This window comes from Paenibacillus sp. O199 (genome assembly GCF_001636635.1).
In the GTDB taxonomy this organism is placed as follows: domain Bacteria; phylum Bacillota; class Bacilli; order Paenibacillales; family Paenibacillaceae; genus Paenibacillus; species Paenibacillus marchantiae.
This window is the reverse complement of sequence record NZ_LGRP01000001.1, coordinates 1-19,211: the sequence shown is the minus strand read 5'-3', so window position 1 is coordinate 19,211 and position 19,211 is coordinate 1. Positions and strand designations below refer to the sequence as shown.

Sequence of the window (19,211 nt, the reverse complement as noted above, 5' to 3'; positions counted from 1 at the left end):
GGGAAAAGAGTCCTATGAAAGTGCTTATTATATTTGACCATCCTTACACAGCTAATTCTTCTGAGAATGTTCCTCATCATAGAAGCTATTCAGCAGCATTATTGGCTTCGGTTACTAGAGGCCTTCAATCCAGTGGACACAATGTAGATCTCATTGACTTGCACGCAGATGGATTTAATCCTGTGATGTCAGGGGCAGAACTCTCGGCGTGGAGACAAAAGAAAACCCTTGATCCTCTGGTAAAAGATTATCAAAAAAGATTGCTTGCAGCGGATCATATAATCTTTATTTTCCCAATATGGTGGGAAGCGATGCCTGCATCAACGAAAGGCTTTTTGGATAAAGTGTTTGCCAAAGGAATCATTTATGAGGAACCTAAAAAAGGTAGGCCCTTTGTTAGCCAGTTAAAAAAGCTTAAGGGAGTATCGCTATTAACAGTAATGGCCACTCCAGGGTTCTTCTATAGATGGATATTTGGTAATCCCATAACTAAAATACTATTTCGTGGTACATTTCGGAAAATGGGGTTTCACAAGTTGAAATGGTATAACTATGCTGGTATGGATGGTCGTAAACTAGAAGTTAGAACGAAAGCATTAGAAAAAACAGAGAAGCGCTTTGCATCATTCTAGTCGATAACTCGAAATTTATTTGCAAATTGCAAGTAATGATGATGAACATGAGCAAAAAAACACTTTATTTCCTATGCACAGGCAACTCGTGTCGGAGCCAAATGGCTGAAGGTTGGGCTAAGAAATACCTGAGTGAGGACTGGAACATTTATAGCGCAGGAATCGAAGCACACGGTTTGAATCCAAAAGCAGTGGAAGCGATGAACGAAGTAGGTATCGATATTTCAAGCCAAACTTCGGACATCATTAACTCCGAGCTACTGAACAGTGCAGATTTCGTCGTCACATTATGCGGGGATGCGGCAGATAAATGTCCAAAAACCCCTCCACAAGTGAAGCGAGAACACTGGGGATTCGATGATCCCACGAAAGCACAAGGTACAGAAGAAGAGAGATGGGCTGTATTCCAAAAGGTTCGTGACCAGATTGGGGAGCGCATGAAGACGTTCGCTGAAACAGGCAGATAACACAAACAGAGCTTTCCTGCAACTTAACATTATGGATCCAATACTTAGAGGGAGCAATAGCTGAGCGGGAATGGATTAAGAAGATTTAGAAAGGTTCGAATAACCACACCGTGATTATACCGTGGGAACCCAAAGAAGCCGTTAGTTATGACAGTTTAAAGAAGTGGACTGAAGTCGAGAGAATGATGTGGTGGCAAGAGATTAACGCGAGTCATTAATGGGGGTTCAAACTGCTGTTAAACATAACGCAAAAAGCAAAAGGTACCACCGCTGGTCTGAACAGATCAGCGGCTTTTTTATTACATTTTAAATTCATGGGGAAGAATAGGATGCATAGATGATAGCTAATGATCTGGTCTCATACGTTTCTCTCCAAATCGGTTAACTATGCGTCTGGCGATAAGCTTTTGGCGTCATATTGTAAGTCACTCCGAATTTTTGATAAAACGAATTCAGGTTGCTGATTTGAACCTTCTCTGCAATTTCTTGAATCGATAATGAAGTATTAGCCAAGTAATAACAAGCTAACTTCAATTTCAAAGAAACCTGAAGTTCTTTGAAATTCTTTCCCGATTTTTCCTTGATAAGATAAGAAAGGTATTTCGGATGATAACCAAACTGTTTGGATAATGACGTTAAGGTGCAGTTCAAATATTCCTTTTCAATATAACGCAGGATATCCACTATATTGCCTGAAGAATCGTTGGATAACTGAATTTTCTGATTTTCGGAATCATCCTGATATATACGCAGTAGTTCTGTAAAAATAATCACCAGATACGAATTGATAATCTCACTTGAGTACATACGCAAGTCATAATACTCACAAAGCAAATCGGCAAACAAACGTTTAATTTTATGGTTACCTTTAGTACGGAAGATCAGAAAGTTATCATGATTTTGACTGTTGGATATGGCTGAAAGGATTAGGTTGGATACAATGCTTTGTTTAGCTAATCGGCTGAGGAAATTACTTGATAAAAATTGGTCACTCATACTGATATTGATGACAAGATCGTTTTCCCCGATCTTGTTCTTCATACGAATAACGTCTTTATCAAAAACACAAACATCACCCTCCTTTAACGTTATGGTTTTATCATCCACCACATACGTGCATTCTCCTGAGTATATATAGTTCATATTGACATTGGTATGAACGTAAAGAGGAACGCTAGTAAAGCGAGAGTCCTTACTAATGGCGATTCCGGTTTCAATGACATTTAGAGGTTTAAAGCGATAGACCATATGCCCCCGGACATCTACCTGAATCATATCTTGGTAGATCGGGCTTACCGCATCCGGATTAGCCAAATACTTTTTTTCACTATCGGTGTATGATTTTAGAAAAAAATCCAATTGGTTATAGTCCATATCACTCAACCTTACCTTTTGATATAGTATAGCTTTCTTTATGATATTGTTACCGCTTCCAAAGCCTTTTACAATTTAAGTGTATCACTGGTCATACATTTTCCACAAATTGAAAAGTGATATTAAGTCAGGGAATAGGGGGAAGAAGATATGGACTACAAGCGTACAGGAAGTAACATCATAAAAGAAATCGGGGGCAGAGAGAATGTCAACCAGTTAACGCATTGCGCTACAAGATTACGTTTTACACTCCAAGATTCTGCTAAGGTAGATCAAGAGAAGATGAAGGCGATTCCTGGTGTCCTTGGTGTGGTTAACAGTGGTGGACAGTTCCAGGTTATCGTAGGACAAGAGGTGGCGCGAATATACAATGAGATCGTTCCATTGTTAAGCGATAACACTTCTGACCAGGAAGAGATCAAAACCGAAGATTCAAACGTCTCTGCAAGAAAAGAGTCTGTCATTTCGCGTTTGTTGGGTACGATTTCTGGGATTTTCACGCCCATACTGCCTGCTATCACTGGGGCTGCAATGCTCAAAACGCTTCTCATCATTGTAACGATGACTCATCTTATGTCCAAAGAAACACAAACCTATGCCATTCTTAACTTTGTTACAGATGCGGCTTTTTATTTCCTGCCGGTTATGCTGGCATTCTCGGCAGCAAACAAATTTAAGATGAATCCAATGATGGCTGTGTCCTTAGGCGGCGTTCTATTACACCCGAGTTTTGTGGCTATGGTAGAAGCCAAAGACCCTGTTTACTTTTTGGGGATACCCGTATCCTTGGTAAGCTATGGTTCATCCGTTATCCCGATTATTTTGGTGATTTGGGCTGCTTCTTATGTTGAACGGTTTGCGGATCGGGTAACCCCAAAATCAGTTCGTTTCTTTATGAAACCGTTAATCACTTTACTTGTAATGGCACCGGTTGCCCTAATTTTTATAGCTCCACTAGGTAACATCGTTGGAACATATGTTGCAGTGGGAATCAATTTTTTGAATAACCATCTCATGTGGATTTTACCTTTCATTTTTGGTATTTTCGGGCCGGTATTTATCATGCTGGGTATGCATTACGCTGTTACCATACCCATTGTCATTCAATCCATTACAACCTATGGGTTCGATATGATTGGCGCCGGATTTCTGGTGGCTAACGTTGCACAAGGCGCAGCTGCATTTGCGGTGGCCAGACACGTCAAGAATGATCCGGATTTTAAAGTATTGGCTAACTCCGCGGCTTTTACCGCTCTCCTCGGCGTAACAGAGCCTGCCATTTACGGGGTGAATCTCAAGCTGAAAAAACCATTTTATGCCGTACTGGTTGCCGGAGGAATTAGTGGATTGTTTGTTGGCCTTATGGGAGTTAAGAGACTGGCGCTTGCTCCGACTGGATTACTGACTCTACCCATTTTTGCAGATCCAAATCATGCGATGAATCTTGTGTATGCCATTATCGGCGCTATCATCAGTTTTATCCTGTCCTACTTCTTAACAACCGTACTGTTGAAAAAATCTAAACACTAAACATTAGAATTACAATCTTACTTTTTGTTATTTTTATTTGATCTTTTGACATTGTTCCATCACCTTAAGTCTTTATATGATAAGGATGAGGGTTCTGATTAAACCCCATTTAAAAATAGAAAAATGTAAATATTGATTGGAGGATATGAATATGAGAACAGGATTTTCGGAAGATTTCTTATGGGGCGGGGCAATTTCAGCATCCCAAGCGGACGGTGCCTATGACGTGGGCGGAAAAGGTTTGGATACCCAAGACTTGCGTTATTTTGACAGCAACTGGACCAAAGAGGAGCGTGACCATCATCGTAACATCAACATGACTGGTGAGCGGTTCAAGCAAGCATTATTGGACAAAGATATGACTCATTACCCATTTCGCTGGGGAATTGATTTTTACAGCAACTATAAAGAGGATTTAAGATTGATGGAAGAATTAGGATTGAAAATCTTCCGGACATCCATTAACTGGGCTCGGATCTTCCCTAACGGTGATGATGCAGAGCCCAATGAGACAGGGATACAGTTTTACATTGATTTGTTTGATGAATGTCGCAAAAGAGGAATGAAAGTCTTTGCCACAATCCTGCATTACAATATTCCGGTTAACTTGGTTACGAAATACGGCGGCTGGAAAAACCGGCAAACCATCGAATTTTACTTGCGATATGCCAGAGTGCTGTTCGAAAGACTGGGAGATCGGGTGGATTATTGGCTGCCATTCAATGAGATCAATGCCGGCAAGTTTAACCCCTATAACGGTGTGTGCTTGATAAAAGATCAGGAAGAAGACTATGAAAATGCAATTTACCAATGTCTACATCACCAATTCATAGCGAATGCCCTAACCGTTAAGCTGGCACACGAGATCATCCCGGGCTCTAAGGTAGGCGGCATGATTGCCCGTTTCACGACTTATCCTGCGACCTGTAAGCCGGAAGACGTAATGCAGTCTATTTTAGATGAACAATATGCCAACTATTTTTATACGGATATTATGGCGCGAGGCAAGTATCCCGCTTATATGGAACGTTACTTTAATGACAACGACATCAATATCCATAAAGAAGCGGATGACGATAATATTTTGCGGGAATACACTGTTGATTTCCTGAGTTTTTCTTACTATATGTCCATGGTAGCGACAACCGATAAAAACTGGGATCGAACCGGCGGGAACCTAGTGACAGGAAACAAAAATCCGTATCTAAAAGCAAGTGATTGGGGCTGGCAAATTGACCCGATTGGTCTGAGGGTTTCTTTAAACCAAATGTACGATCGTTATCAACTGCCCATCTTCATTGCGGAAAATGGAATAGGTGCCCTTGATGAATTGAATGAAGGCGAAATTCATGATTCTTACCGAATTGACTATCTCAAGGAACATTTCAAACAAATGAAAGAGGCTATTATTGATGGAGTTGAATTAATCGGCTACACGATGTGGGGGATTATTGATATTGTTTCCTGTGGTACGATCGAAATGAGGAAGCGTTACGGTGTAATCTACGTTGACCGGGATGACCGTGGACAGGGTACGAATAAACGGTATAAAAAGGATTCATTTTATTGGTATCAAAATTGTATCAAAAGTAACGGTGAGCATTTAGAAGATTGAAGACAGTAATGGGATTAGAGGCAGACTTCTGCTAAGGAAAAGAGGAAACAACATGTTTGGATTTAAAAGAAAACAAGAACATACACTGGAGATTTTTTCCCCAATTCAAGGTACAACTCGTTCTTTGGATGAGGTAGAAGACGAAGCTTTTTCCAGCAGAGCGTTGGGCGACGGATTTGCAGTTGAACCTTCCGAAGGAAAAGTGACAGCGCCATTTTCGGGTAAGATTGCCCATATCATGGAGAAGAGCAAGCATGCACTCATTCTTGAGCACGATTCTGGTGTTCAAATTCTAATTCATGTCGGCATGAACACGGTATCTTTAAAAGGTGAAGGATTTACTGCTCATGTACAAACCGGAGATCGTGTCGTACAAGGTCAAGTGCTGCTTGAGTTTGATATTCCTTTAATCAAGAAGGCTGGATATGAACTATTGAGTCCAGTTATTGTTCCAAACGGCCAAGAAATAGTGAAAGAGGTACAGGTTTTAGGCAAGGGAGCAGACTTGATGATTGAGGTTAAGTATTGAAACCCAAGAAAAACTCTCTACAAGGAATTATACTTTCTTAAGAAGTAATCCAAACATTTTTTAAGTTTAAGAAACCTGTAGCCTATTAAACGGCTAAAGGTTTCTTATCGTTTAGTGGTTAAATGATGTGGTTCTCCATAATACTAATAGGACAAGCATGGACTTGATGAAGCTCTTTAGGTAGAGGAGGGGAAAGTAAGTTTTTATATCATATTTCTAATGATCGTTCGGTTTTTCTACCTGTAATAAAAGTGATGGCCCGTAGCCCAAAAAAGCTAATCACTAGTTTGATGGTTAATTCCATAAACATATTTATCTAACCTCCCCAATGAACAAATCATTGATGAATATATACCCGGTCTATTGGATTGAAAACATACATAACATGTAAGTTTAGAGAAAAGAAAATGGAGCCTGCTATCCTTAAGATAGTAGGCCCCTAGTTATTATATTTCTTTGATATTGTCTGTATTTTTTTTGATCAAATGCTTTTAATTAATTTACTGCGGTTTTAGTTTTAGTGTTACCCTGCTGATTTTTTAAAGCCTCGACAGGTTCATCACTTACTTCCGCACGTTTAATGAAGAAAACTAATATTAATGCAACAATGTTAATTCCAAGTGCGATATAGAATGAATATTGAATTCCGGCTAGTAACGCTTCTTGGGTTAATAAAGCTTTATTGGCTGCTGTCAAAGTTGTTGGATCAACACCAGTCATTAAATCTTCAGCTTTTGTTTTTGTCACCGAGTTCATAATCGTAATCAGAATAGCCGTACCAATCGAACCGGACACTTGCTGAGCTGTATTGTTGACAGCTGTACCATGTGGATTTAAGCGTGTTGGCAATTGATTTAGGCCGTTTGTCATAATAGGCATCATCACCATTGCCATACCAAACATACGCAGAGTGTACACAAGGATAATATAAGTGTGAGTCGAGTCGATTTGTAGGTTTGCCAACATGTACGTTGAGATCGCTGTAATCGTAAGTCCGATTACGCCAAGAACACGTGGGCCGTATTTATCAAATAGTCTACCTGTAATAGGTGACATAATCCCCATGATTATCGCACCAGGCAACATCATTAAACCTGAATCAAGTGGTGTAATACCTCTTACGTTTTGTACGTATGCCGGTGTTAAAATCATTCCGGAGAACATCGCCACTGCGTTTACAATCGCAATAACAGAGCCAAGGGCAAACATCGGATACTTGTAAACCCGTAAATCCAATAATGGCGTCTCCATTTTCAATTGACGGACAACGAAGGAGATCAGAGCAATAGCTCCGACGATTAAAGTGATTAAGACAACTTGATCTGTCCAGCCATCTGAACTTGCAGAACTAAACCCATATAACAAACCACCAAAACCAATGGAAGATAATATGATCGAGAAATAGTCCAGTGTTGCATTTTTGTTTTGCTGCATTATATTTTTGGATTTCCAAATCCCTAATAGTAAACTAATGACGGCTAACGGTAAAATCATTTCGAAAAGCAAGCGCCAGTCATAATATTCTACAATGAAACCTGATAATGTTGGCCCGATTGCAGGGGCTGTAATCATAACTAATCCGAAAATACCCATTGCTGTTCCGCGTTTTTCGCGTGGGAAACTTACCAGCATAATATTCATTAACAGTGGTCCCATTACTGAAGAGCCTGCTGCTTGAACCATTCTTCCTGTAAGCAATATGCCAAAGTTTGGTGCAACGGCTGCTATGGCCGTACCTAAAGTGAAGATGGTCATGGAAGTAATAAACAAACTTCTATTGGAGAAACGTGTTAATAAAAATGCTGACGCCGGAATCAATATACCACTGACCAGCATATAGCCAGTAGAAAGCCACTGGATCGTGGAATAATCTTTAATGTTCAAATCCACCATGATGGATGGCAGCGCTACATTTAAGAGCGAGTTATTTAGAAATGAAACAAATGCACCAATAAAAAGAATCGCAATCATTAAATAGGGTGGTTTTTTTTCTTGTAAAGCTGAATCCATATATGTCTTTTCTCCTTTTTTACACTTCATTTAATCCCTTAGTCGTTTAAATATTTGTGTATAAACATCTATTTATTTAAATTTTTTTAAATCCTTTTTTCAGCAGTTCCATCTGCTCACCATAATTTTTTAAAGCTTCATCATAGGTTAAATCTTTTACGAATATTTGAATAAGGTTATCAAAGGTTACAGCTATAATGATTTTTAAAATATGCTGCAATTCTCGGTCCCCTTGTATATTTAAAGTTTCCGTATTCATTAACCCAATGATAGGTAAAAGATGGCTATCCCGATTTTCTTCATAAATGTTCTTCGTAAATGTTTTTTCCGTTTTATAATTCATATTTAAAAAGGCATTTCTAAAAAAGTTTTTGTGTTCTTGATTGGTGTGATTCTGAATCATAAATTGAAATGAATCGATAAAAGCTTCGAATATATCTCCGTTGTTCTCCTTTAAAGCTGCGATAAATCGGTCACTATTTTTTTGTGAGGACTGGTTCAACAGGTAATAATACAGATCCTCTTTTTCCTCAAAGTATTGATAAAAACTTCCTCTAGAGATCCCCGCGTCTTTGATGATATTGGCAATAGATGCTTCGTGTAATGGAACTCGAGAAAATTCCCTTTTAGCACATTGAATTAACGTGTCCTGTTTATCTTTCGATAAGTGAAAAAATGTTTTTTTGGGCAAATATGATCCTCCAATCCTAATAAGTGACACCGTGTCACAATTGCTGATTAATGAATTATATATGACACTTGTGTCACAAGTCAACAATAAAAATGACACAGTGTCATATGTGGAAAAGGCACCTCATGATGCATGGGCTCGGAATCCGACGTTTCGTATAAAAATTCAACCTTGGAACTGGAAACACCGCAATAATCGGCTATTCCCACATTGAGCAGGAGTATGAGTTAACGGCTACGAGTGGGGATTAAAGCCCGCATTTCCGTGACTAGCGTGGACGTTTACGATTCCTACTTTATTGAAATTATAAAGGTATTTCAATAAAGTTGAAGAATACCCTATTAGAGATAGAATATTAATTTTAGAAGGGGAATGAAATGATTAAACGGCTTAGTAAGAATATACCGATATGGTTTCTTTTTGTAGGGATAGTGGTATTTATTCTATTGTGTATTAATTTTATTGAAATGAATACTAGAATTAATATGCTTGCATTGGTAATTTTAAATATTGCTAATACAATTCGATTGTGGAAGAATGAACGTCAGTCAGCAATGATGTTTTTATTGCTGGGTGTTTTGTGTACGTTCTTTCTTATCAGGTCTTTAATTTTATATTGATTCCGAAGATTGGGAATTATTCATTCATAATATAAGGGTAGTTAAAAAAGCCGATAAACACAACAGCTTCTGTGTGTTTATCGGCTTTCTTATGATGTTCCTTTTCTTAGTAACTCTCCGGCCAATTGTAAAAATTGTGCTTTGGTTAATTCTTTGTCCCCAAAGCTGGAAAGTGTGTAATATGCATCTTGCTCTTCATTGTACCAGTTTAGGTAATGATAACTTACGGCATTTTTTTTCATATTGTTATAGACAACTTCCGTTCCGGCGACTAAAATTTTGTCCGTTGAATTCTCTTTCTCCTGCTCTACAACCATATTTCCTCCATTCATGAGGATGACAGAAATTCCGATATGGGCCTTTCCTTTTGAATATATTCCGCTAATGCTTAAAGGCTCTGACCATGGTACGGTCTTCATGAACACCTTTTGCCCTGAAGAAGATTTGGCAGCTTGAACTCTAAGATCACTATATACTTTCTGGTAATAGGAGTCTTTCTTTTGCACATCAATTGTTGGAAACTTTGGGTTTATCTTTCCGTACTCGAAGGAATAGCCCATGGCGGTTAGAGGCAGGTTAGGAGCTCCTGTACGTTTGATTTCCTTCAAGAAGTCGGAGTACGAAGTTATTTGCTGTTCTTTATACTCAAAACGTAGTCCAAGCTCTGTAATTTCTGAAATTCTGTCGCTTTTCACAAAAAAAGCGATTAATTCCCCCGGCTTAGCAAAGTCCTGTACCTGGGCAGCAGAATAATCATATACGTTTGCCGTGCCAGTAGCAGGTTCATCCGAAGCAACATGTTGGACCTTAACGACCCCGTCACGAGTAAAGAGCTGGATGTATTCCGAAGCGGCATAAGCGCTGACTGAGATTAGCAAAATGAGGGCGAGCATACCACCCATTGCAACTGTGCTTCTCGTTGTTTTTTTCAAGACCGAATGACGGCGGCTTTCAATTAAAGAGATTCTGCGCATTACCTGGCAGGTGACGTCGATTTCAGGCATCCTCTCGTTGCTCAATGCTTGTTTTAAATCTTGGTATTCATGGGCAACTCTGTTTCGTTCCAAACGAATTCCTCCTTCAATTTCATGGATTTCCGAATCTTCTGCTGGATCCGTTTCATTCTCTTTACAAGCGCATTAGGGTTGACCTTCAAAATGGTGCCGATCTCCGCGAAAGTCTTGTCTTCAAACACCCGAAGTATAAGCAAGTTTCGTTCCTCCAGTGATAATCGAGACAGTGCTGCAGCCCATAGAGGCTTGTACAATATATTATCCAGCTCCTGTTCGTAGCTTATTACAACGGATTCTAAGGAAATAATCTTCAATACATTAAGATAAATACGGCGTCTTCGCAGCAGATTCAGGCAATGATGATAGGCGATCCGATACAGCCAAGCCGAAAAATGATTCTCTTTCTTGTATTGATGCAACGATTGATAGGCTTTGACCAATACATCCTGTACGGCGTCTTCAGCGTCTTGTCTGTTGCCCAGCAAACGGTAGCAATAGCGGAAAATCGGCTGTTGAAATATCTTGATGATCGCTTCATATTCGTTTGTATTTCCTTGTTGAATGTTGGAGATAAGCGTTTCCACTTCTTCTGAGTTAATGTATTCCTGCGGCGATGCCAACACCTCCTTGACCTTTTATCCCTATAACACTTGAAGACAAAGAAAAGTGCCTCCGAAAAATGATTTTGTTTTCTTATATTTATTCTAGATTTTAGTGGGGAAAAAACGTTAAATTCGTGTATAAGCCGAGCGGCTTAAGTCATATAAACAGAGGACGACACATTGTGGAGAGAAGCCATTCTATTAGTATGATCGGATTTAGTATGGAGATGTTTATTTTAGCCATGGGTGTTATATAACATATTGATGGGACATAGTAAACGTGATTGATATGTTTTCATTCGAGAATTGTTACTTAAACTGAATTACACTAGCTGGGACTAAAACTCGATAAAACTGTTGGGATTGTTGTTTTAATGAAGGTCGACTTAGTTAGAAGAGAAGTAGGGGGCGACATGGAAGAACGCACCGATTTTTGAAGTGGACGTATTAAATAAACCCCTATATGTTAGATGTGACTAACAGATTGGGGAGAGTAAGAGGGGGAAATCAGCTTCTAGATATAAGGAATATTTTTATGTATCCTCAGGTATTAATTTTAGGATTAACATATTAAAAGAAATACTTTACTTAATTGATTATTGATTGAATACGTTCAGCTGCCTTATAAATTTGTTGGTTAAAATTTTATAGGGCCATGAGCATAAGATGAAAATATTTTGACATCCCAATTCAAATATCGTAATATTACGATATAACGATTCAGGAGGGGTATTTTTGAATACAGAAGCTTTTGATAGCACTAATTTAAAACAGTTCGATGAACCTGCTAATCTACTGAAAGCTCTATCTCATCCAATTCGTCTGTGCATTGTGCGCGGGTTGATGCGAAAAAAGAAATGTAATGTTTCATATATGCAGGAGTGTCTAGACCTTCCCCAATCAACAGTGTCCCAGCATTTGCAGAAGCTACGCAATGCAGGTATTGTAACGACTGAGCGCAATGGCCTTGAAGTAAATTACGTGCTTGCCGACCAACGGATTGAACAGATGATACCTATTTTGTTTGGAGAGGAAGATTGTAAATCATGAGTAAAAAAGTACTGATTGTGGGCGGAGTAGCGGGTGGTGCATCAGCAGCTGCCCGTCTGCGCCGCCTGGATGAACATGCCGAAATTATCATATTTGAAAAAGGACCCTATATATCGTTTGCCAATTGCGGCTTACCTTATTATATTGGTGGCTCGATCGAGGATCGAGAGCGTTTGCTAGTACAAACTCCCAAAGGTATGGTCGATCGATTTAATATTGATGTGCGTACACGAAGTGAGGTCGTCGCTATTGATCCGCATACTCGTACAGTTCAGGTACAAAGCCAGGAGCGCGGTCAATATGAAGAAAGCTATGACGAATTGATTTTGTCACCAGGTGCCAAGCCAATTATTCCCGATCTGCCGGGTACGGATAATCCACTGATTTATACAGTGCGCAGCATTCCAGATATTGATCGCATCAAGGAACAAATAAGTTCTTCTAACAACATATCATCGATTGTTATAGGCGGGGGATTTATTGGTGTTGAAATGGCGGAAAATTTGAAGGAAGCCGGATTAGATGTAACGTTGGTAGAGGGTAATGGTCAGCTGCTCACACCATTTGATGCTGAGTTGGCAGCAGCATTGGCACAGGAAATGGAGCAAAATGGGGTGAAGCTGTTGTTTTCCCAGCGGGTTCAGAGCTTTCAGGCACTTGAGCAGGGAATTGGTGTTGAGCTTGCAGATGGTCGTGTTCTGACAGCTGACCTAATTATTCTTGCGATAGGAGTAACTCCAGATACAGCTTTTCTGAGAAATAGCGGAGTTTCCCTAGGAACACGTGGACATATTATGGTCAACGAAGCACTCGAAAGCAGTGTGCCACATATCTATGCTGTTGGCGATGCCATCGAAGTAACTGAAACCATTCATGGCACAAAGACAGCTATTCCGCTTGCTGGACCTGCCAACAAACAGGGACGAATTGTTGCAGATCAAATCGCCGGACTAAGTTCCATCTACAAAGGAACACAAGGAACGGCAATTATTAAAGTGTTTGGAATGACCGGAGCAACTACAGGTAGTAATGAGAAAACACTAAAACGTCTCGGCATCGATTATCGAACTGTAATTGTGCATCCTGCATCTCATGCATCGTATTATCCGGGTTCCAGCGCGATTACTCTTAAACTGCTGTTTACTCCGGTAGGTAAAATTTTAGGTGCACAAGCAATTGGTTATGACGGTGTGGATAAACGGATTGATGACATAGCTGTAGCCATTCATTTTGGGGGTCACATCAGTGATTTATCAGAGCTTGAGTTGAGTTACGCGCCACCGTATTCCTCTGCGAAAGATCCAGTTAATATGGCTGGTTATGCAGCTGAAAATATTACGGCTGGACGTGTTGAAACGTTCACCTATGATCAGCTAACTGAACGCCAGCCGGAGCAGTCGATATTGCTGGATGTACGCAGTGAGCTGGAGCATCGCAATGGGAATATTCCGGACTCCATAAATATTTCAGTGGATGAGCTTCGTCAGCGATTAGATGAATTAGACTCAACCAAAGATATTTGGGTATACTGCCAGGTTGGTCTGCGTGGATATACAGCTTCGCAGATTTTGCGTCAGCATGGCTTTAATGTGAAAAATCTGAGTGGAGGTTATAAAACATACCGCCAAGCACAATTTCGGCCTGCTCCAATTTCTACCGGAAACCATGATAATAATGATGGACAGGGTCAGAACAACAATCCGAAACATGCTGTAAAGGAAGCAGAGCTCTCCAATCCAATCTTTACAGAGCCACAGCGTATTGATAATGAGTTGAACGTGTGCGGTTTAAGTTGTCCCGGTCCGCTGATACAACTCAAGCAGAAAATGGATCAACTATCGAATGGAGAGACTCTACGGGTGAAAGCTTCCGATCCAGGATTTTATGAAGATGTGAAAGCATGGGCAACGATGTCTGGTTCCTCACTTCTACACTTGGAACGATCCCAAAGCGGTACTATTGAAGCTGTAATTGCCAAAAATACTGCGCAGACCGCATCGTCAGCTATGGAAACTCCTAAAGAGGAGCCTGCGAGCACGCTGGTTGTCTTCAGTGGTGATCTAGATAAAGCGATTGCTTCTCTTATTATTGCAAATGGGGCAGCAGCAAGTGGACGTAAAGTAACCATGTTCTTCACTTTCTGGGGATTGAATATTATCCGTAAGCATCAGCCACAGCCTGTATCCAAAACAATGATTGGCCGCATGTTTGACATGATGTTACCGCGCGGCAGCCACAAGCTAGGCATGTCCAAAATGAATATGCTTGGAGTTGGCCCAAAGATTATTCGAGGCATTATGAAGAATAATAATGTTGCTTCTCTGGAAGAACTGATGCAGACCGCAACTGCGCAGGGAGTTGAGTTTGTCGCTTGCCAGATGTCCATGGATTTAATGGGGATTCAGCGTGAAGAATTAATGGATTCGGTTAACATCGGTGGAGTGGGCTACTATCTGGGGCAGGCAGCTCATGCAAATCATAATCTATTTATTTAAAATCGGTTTGTTAATAAAACCATTCAACTGTTTAGTGACATGTGTTATCTTAAAAAGCAAAAGCCCCTTCATTGCTGAAGGGGCTTAGATTCGTTTATTACAATGTCCGTTCGATGAAACGTAGTAGGGTATTTATGCGGACTCAGTCCCGCCAGTGTTTCCTTCACTTTTAGGTTCCATCAACATGATATGACATTCCTTTTCGGCGGAGGGTTTGATCTCAAGTCCCCTCGGGACAATAAACATCTCATCCTTGGAAATCCTCACCTGACCATCACGAAAATCAATGATCATCTTGCCTTCAATCACGAAAAATAACTTATCGGTTTCGGGATGAACATGCCATTCATAATCGCCAGCAATCTTAACAATTTTAAATTGATAGTCATTCATTTCACCAATTAATTGGGGTGACCAATTATCTTTTATTTTAGATAGTTCCTCGCTTAGTTTAATCGCTTGATAATGGATAGTAAGCCCTCCTTATTTTTTCACCTTCGATATAATGCTGCATACGCAACTCAAGACATGATGATGTTTTTCTTGGTCTGCCATAAGTATACTGATTTAATTTTCGCTTTAAAATGGATGCCTGTTGAAGTTAGGATGGATTATTGATGAACTTCCGTCGATATTCAGTAGGAGAAAAACCAAATTGTTTCTTGAACACTTTACTAAAATAAAAAGGGTCAGCAATTCCAACCGCTTGTGCAATTTGCTGTACTGGCACATCACTTGTAAATAGCATTTTTTGTGCCATGTTTATACGGTATTTTAATAGATATTCTGCCGGGCCCATCCCTGCATGTTTTTTGAATACGTAAGAAAGTCGATTTCGATTAACGTTATATTGTTCTGCGAGCGATGTTATGGTAAGGCCATGATAGTAGTATTCATGAATATAATTAGATACCCGTTCGAATAAAGTATGTGATTCACTACTCATTTGCCTATTCGACACACTTATTAAGGCTTCGTTCAGCACATCGCGAAACAGCATTTCAGTCTGAAATTTTGAAATGCCTCCACGCTGATTATACACATGCCAAAGCTGCATAATTAATTCGATAAGACGTGGGGATTGTCCCGTTGATAATTCAAAATGCTGATGGGAAAAGCTTGACTCTTCTAGTTCTGAGCTACATATACGGTATAAAACAAGGATATATTCCCAGTTGGAGTTATCAAACGTTTTTTCATTCAATTTCATTTTTGCACCACCATGCACCACTTTTCCTGGCGAAAGAATATAAGGTGTTCCATTAAATTGAAATTGTATCTTTCCTGTAAGGGGAAACACAAATCCAGGAAAAGAGTCGGTATAGTCAGCGTGATTCACTCCTGGATTCGTAGCATATCTATATATTCCCTCTACTTGAAAAGGAATGTGTGCAAAATGTTCTGCTAACTGATTCACATCTATTTTCACGTTGTGTACCTCATTTCGATAGTAACTCACTCCACATTATTGATAACAATTCTCATTGTCAACCTATTTAAACAATAGTTTCATCGATGTTGAAACTTTAGCTTATGCGAACTATAGCTAAATAAAATGAAGAAGGCAGACGATCAAACGTGATCGTCTGCCTTTTTTGGGTTCAACGTTCTAATTACATGAAATTCAAAAGTTTTGTCTTTAGGAAAAGACTTATCTTAATAATTTTCTCCGCGATAATAGCGCTCCAGTTTGTGATCCAAATGAACGAGCTGCGCTTTTTTCTCCTCGATATCTTCCAGCAACTTTTGCCTTTGATCTTGAATCAGTTTGGTTCTTTCCGGCAGAGTCGAGGTTCCTTCATTTACTTTGTCATAATACGTTTTGATATCCTCCACACTCATCCCGGTTTCGCGAAGACATTTGATAAAAACCAGCCAGTTCAGATCATCTTCCGTGTAAAGACGGTTATTCTGCTCACTTCGCGCAGCAGGCTTCAACAGGCCCTTTCTTTCGTAAAAGCGTATCGCCCCGATAGCGATATCGACTTTCTTCGCTACTTCTCCAATCGTTAACATGTTAACCCTCTTTTTTATCAAAATTTATAGTTGACCTACACTAAGTTTAGCATAGTAACTTATGTATTGTTAATGAAATCAAATTAGAGAAAAGAGGATTCACATGAAGAAGACCGCTTTTGTAACTGGAGCAAATAAAGGAATCGGATTCGAAATCGTTAAGCAGTTAGGACAAGCCGGCTGGAAAGTCGTCCTTGGTGCACGCAGCGTTGAACGGGGCGAAGCGGCTGTTACCGAGTTAACTTCTGAGGGGTTAGACATAGAATTTGTGCAAATTGACATGAGTGACTTGGAAACTATCGAAAGGGCAGCCGATTTGATTGCCAAGGATTATCCGTACTTAACACTTTTGATCAATAATGCGGGTATGCCGGGTGCTTTCGCCCGTTCTTTTACGGATACCAAAGAAGAGAATCTGAGGAGCGCTTTTGAAGTCAACTTTTTCGGAACCTTTCGTCTGAACCAGCGTTTGTTCCCGTTAATCAAAGATAACGAAGGCACAATCGTTAATGTATCGACCGACATGGCTTCTCTGGATCATATGCAAAATGCTGGATTTGCTTTAAACGCATTCGATTATAACTCATCCAAAACGGCCAACAATGCTATGACAGTTTCGATGGCTTATGAACTTAAAAGCAGCAGGGCTCAAGTATTTGCGGTAACGCCTGGATTCACATCAACAGACCTCAACGGAAATGCTGAAGGCGGTAAATCAAAAGAGGCAGCTGCTGCGATTATCGTGGGTTATGCGACAGATGGCAAACATCATAACGGCGAATTCTTGAATGAGCAAGGCGTGTACGCCTGGTAATCCCATCTGCAAAGCAATGGTATCCAAATGTATTTTGGTTAGAGTAACATTCAACGGCTAATCAAAGGGGTAAAATGGCGCGAATTAATTTGGAAGGACAAGAACGAAGTGTTAAAAGGCTTTGTCATTATGTTGTGGTAAAGCTATATACTCGTTAAGTAACAGACATATTAAGCCGGGGCACCCGCTTAGTATGTCTGTTTTTCCGTAATCCTCCAGCTAATTCTTGTTATTTGCAAGCTAATGTTTTATATTGACATAAGAGTAGGTCAAAAATAAAAGAGGTGAGCGGACGAGATGACTCCACGCACAAAAGAACAAAACGAAGAGATCCGGCTGCGGCGCCTGGCGCAAATTCGTAAAGCCGCTGCCGATGTGTTTTTGAATAAAGGGTCTTTACTCGAAATCCGAGATGTGGCCATTGAGGCGGGACTCGGATATGGCACGGTATACCATTATTACAGTAATAAAGGCGATTTGCTCCACGATCTGCTGTGGGATGCGTTGGAGCGGGCAGGGGGAGCACCAGCAGCCCCACACGCTTCGAATTCGGGGGATGAGCCAGCGAATGGGCCCCTCGCCTTTGCTTCTGCGGCGAATACCGGAAACTTTGCTGTCGCGGATTCCCAAAGCGGAAACTACGAAACGACCGCTTCCGCAGAACTTGGCCCCGTCGCGGCAGCCAGCGTCCAGTTGCTGCAGCTTTGGGCGGAGGACCACGCCATATACCTGCTGTATAAGCTGGCTCTTGAGGGGTTTGCCTCGCTACCTGAAGCACGCTCGACCAAGCTTATGGCTGCTTTTCAAGATGAGGTGCTCTCGCCGTTTGCTGCGCTGGTGGACACCGGGCGTGCGGCGGACGAGGATGCTTCTTCCGGCGGAAACGCGGCGGAGCAGCCGTATCGGCTACAGCGCGCGGAAATGCTGATGGCTGCCTTGGTTGGGTGCGCCTCGCTTTCGCTGCGTCGCGAAAAGCTGCACGAGGAGGCAGGGGATATCGTCGGGTTTTTAAAATTATAGGATGCCTAAGGAGTGAATATACAAAAGATGATCATTATAAAATCACCTAGGGAAATTGAAGAAATGAAGCCGGCGAGCCAAATCGTTGCGGACTGTTACCGCGAGGTGACCAAACTCATCGAGCCTGGCATCACCACACTAGAAATCAATGATTTTGTTGCCAGGCACATCACCAAGCTGGGTGGCAAGCAGTTTACGAAAGGCTATAATGGCTTCCCCGCCGAAACCTGCATTTCGATCAACGATGTGGTGGCCCACGGCATTCCTTCGAAACGGGTAATCATGGATGGAGACTTGCTAAAACTCGACATCGTCGTGGAATACGGGGGATGGTTCGGCGATTCGTGTGTGAGCTATGCGGTAGGCAATATTCGGCCGGAAGTGCAAAAGTTAATGAAGGTGACAAAGGAATGCTTGGATCTGGGAATTGCTCGGGCTATACCCGGAGGCCGGCTCGGCGACATAACGTCGGCGATTCAAAAGCATGCGGAAGCGCATGGGTACTCGGTGGTACGTGATCTGTTGGCACACGGGATTGGGCGGAGCCTGCATGAGGAACCGACCTATGAGCATATCGGCGTAGCCGGCAAAGGCATTCGATTAAAAGAAGGCATGGTGTTTACGATTGAACCGATGATCAACGAAGGAACGTTCCGTATCACGATCGACGACGATCAGTGGACGGCGAGAACGGCCGACGGCAAGTTGTCGGCACAATATGAGCATACGATCG

General features: G+C 41.1%; 18 protein-coding genes. 10 read left to right on the top strand and 8 right to left on the bottom strand.

Features of this window, described 5'->3' with window-relative positions:
- The first annotated feature begins 14 nt into the window (after window positions 1–14).
- Together A6049_RS00095 and arsC are read left to right on the top strand one after the other, a co-directional pair.
- Window positions 15–632: an NAD(P)H-dependent oxidoreductase gene (locus A6049_RS00095; RefSeq protein ID WP_063562641.1), complete on the top strand. Its 618-nt coding sequence runs from the start codon at window positions 15–17 to the stop codon at window positions 630–632.
- Between the two features lie 47 nt (window positions 633–679).
- Window positions 680–1,099 (top strand): arsenate reductase (thioredoxin), encoded by a 420-nt coding sequence (gene arsC / locus A6049_RS00090; RefSeq protein ID WP_063562640.1) that lies wholly within the window; start codon window positions 680–682, stop codon window positions 1,097–1,099.
- 381 nt (window positions 1,100–1,480) lie between these two features.
- Here arsC and A6049_RS00085 read toward each other — a convergent pair whose 3' ends face one another.
- Window positions 1,481–2,473: an AraC family transcriptional regulator gene (locus A6049_RS00085; RefSeq protein WP_063562639.1), complete on the bottom strand. Its 993-nt coding sequence runs from the start codon at window positions 2,471–2,473 to the stop codon at window positions 1,481–1,483.
- A gap of 150 nt (window positions 2,474–2,623) precedes the next feature.
- On the opposite strand from A6049_RS00085, the gene A6049_RS00080 reads away from it, so the two are divergent.
- The 3 genes from A6049_RS00080 (at window position 2,624) to A6049_RS00070 (ending at window position 6,147) form a co-directional block, all read left to right on the top strand.
- The gene (locus A6049_RS00080) at window positions 2,624–4,003 is read left to right on the top strand and encodes a PTS transporter subunit EIIC (RefSeq protein ID WP_063562638.1); all 1,380 of its coding nucleotides are present in this window, start codon (window positions 2,624–2,626) and stop codon (window positions 4,001–4,003) included.
- Between the two features lie 151 nt (window positions 4,004–4,154).
- Window positions 4,155–5,618, top strand: a complete 1,464-nt coding sequence (locus A6049_RS00075) for a glycoside hydrolase family 1 protein (RefSeq protein ID WP_063562637.1) — start codon at window positions 4,155–4,157, stop codon at window positions 5,616–5,618.
- A gap of 52 nt (window positions 5,619–5,670) precedes the next feature.
- Window positions 5,671–6,147, top strand: coding sequence for a PTS sugar transporter subunit IIA (locus A6049_RS00070; RefSeq protein ID WP_063562636.1), 477 nt, complete (start codon window positions 5,671–5,673; stop codon window positions 6,145–6,147).
- A gap of 495 nt (window positions 6,148–6,642) precedes the next feature.
- On the opposite strand, the gene A6049_RS00065 is transcribed toward A6049_RS00070, so the two are convergent.
- The 4 genes from A6049_RS00065 to A6049_RS00045 form a co-directional block, all read right to left on the bottom strand.
- Window positions 6,643–8,157 (bottom strand): DHA2 family efflux MFS transporter permease subunit, encoded by a 1,515-nt coding sequence (locus A6049_RS00065; RefSeq protein WP_063562635.1) that lies wholly within the window; start codon window positions 8,155–8,157, stop codon window positions 6,643–6,645.
- Window positions 8,158–8,233: 76 nt separating this feature from the next.
- Window positions 8,234–8,848, bottom strand: coding sequence for a TetR/AcrR family transcriptional regulator (locus A6049_RS00060; RefSeq protein ID WP_063562634.1), 615 nt, complete (start codon window positions 8,846–8,848; stop codon window positions 8,234–8,236).
- Window positions 8,849–9,557: 709 nt separating this feature from the next.
- Window positions 9,558–10,535, bottom strand: coding sequence for a hypothetical protein (locus A6049_RS00050; protein ID WP_063562632.1), 978 nt, complete (start codon window positions 10,533–10,535; stop codon window positions 9,558–9,560).
- A complete protein-coding gene (locus A6049_RS00045; RefSeq protein WP_240321261.1) occupies window positions 10,496–11,104 on the bottom strand; it encodes an RNA polymerase sigma factor in 609 nt (202 codons plus the stop codon). Before A6049_RS00045 ends, A6049_RS00050 begins: the two co-directional genes overlap by 40 nt.
- Window positions 11,105–11,818: 714 nt before the next feature.
- Between A6049_RS00045 and A6049_RS00040 the strand changes: the two genes are divergently transcribed.
- Together A6049_RS00040 and A6049_RS00035 are read left to right on the top strand one after the other, a co-directional pair.
- Window positions 11,819–12,133 carry an ArsR/SmtB family transcription factor gene (locus tag A6049_RS00040; RefSeq protein WP_063562630.1) on the top strand — a complete coding sequence of 105 codons (315 nt, stop codon included), beginning with the start codon at window positions 11,819–11,821 and terminating at the stop codon, window positions 12,131–12,133.
- Window positions 12,130–14,628 (top strand): FAD-dependent oxidoreductase, encoded by a 2,499-nt coding sequence (locus tag A6049_RS00035; protein ID WP_063562629.1) that lies wholly within the window; start codon window positions 12,130–12,132, stop codon window positions 14,626–14,628. Before A6049_RS00040 ends, A6049_RS00035 begins: the two co-directional genes overlap by 4 nt.
- Window positions 14,629–14,760: 132 nt before the next feature.
- Here the strand turns inward: A6049_RS00035 and A6049_RS00030 are convergent, their stop codons facing one another.
- From A6049_RS00030 to A6049_RS00020, 3 genes are all read right to left on the bottom strand, one after another.
- Window positions 14,761–15,099 (bottom strand): cupin domain-containing protein, encoded by a 339-nt coding sequence (locus A6049_RS00030; RefSeq protein ID WP_063562628.1) that lies wholly within the window; start codon window positions 15,097–15,099, stop codon window positions 14,761–14,763.
- A 130-nt stretch (window positions 15,100–15,229) separates the two neighbouring features.
- The gene (locus A6049_RS00025) at window positions 15,230–16,057 is read right to left on the bottom strand and encodes a helix-turn-helix transcriptional regulator (RefSeq protein ID WP_063562627.1); all 828 of its coding nucleotides are present in this window, start codon (window positions 16,055–16,057) and stop codon (window positions 15,230–15,232) included.
- 227 nt (window positions 16,058–16,284) lie between these two features.
- A complete protein-coding gene (locus tag A6049_RS00020; RefSeq protein WP_063562626.1) occupies window positions 16,285–16,644 on the bottom strand; it encodes a MerR family transcriptional regulator in 360 nt (119 codons plus the stop codon).
- Between the two features lie 103 nt (window positions 16,645–16,747).
- Here A6049_RS00020 and A6049_RS00015 point away from each other — a divergent pair, with 103 nt between their 5' ends.
- The 3 genes from A6049_RS00015 to map form a co-directional block, all read left to right on the top strand.
- Window positions 16,748–17,458 (top strand): SDR family NAD(P)-dependent oxidoreductase, encoded by a 711-nt coding sequence (locus A6049_RS00015; RefSeq protein WP_063562625.1) that lies wholly within the window; start codon window positions 16,748–16,750, stop codon window positions 17,456–17,458.
- 297 nt (window positions 17,459–17,755) lie between these two features.
- The gene (locus A6049_RS00010; protein WP_063562624.1) at window positions 17,756–18,478 is read left to right on the top strand and encodes a TetR/AcrR family transcriptional regulator; all 723 of its coding nucleotides are present in this window, start codon (window positions 17,756–17,758) and stop codon (window positions 18,476–18,478) included.
- 27 nt (window positions 18,479–18,505) lie between these two features.
- Window positions 18,506–19,211 (top strand): type I methionyl aminopeptidase (gene map / locus A6049_RS00005; protein WP_063562623.1); only part of this gene is annotated, 706 nt, incomplete at its 3' end.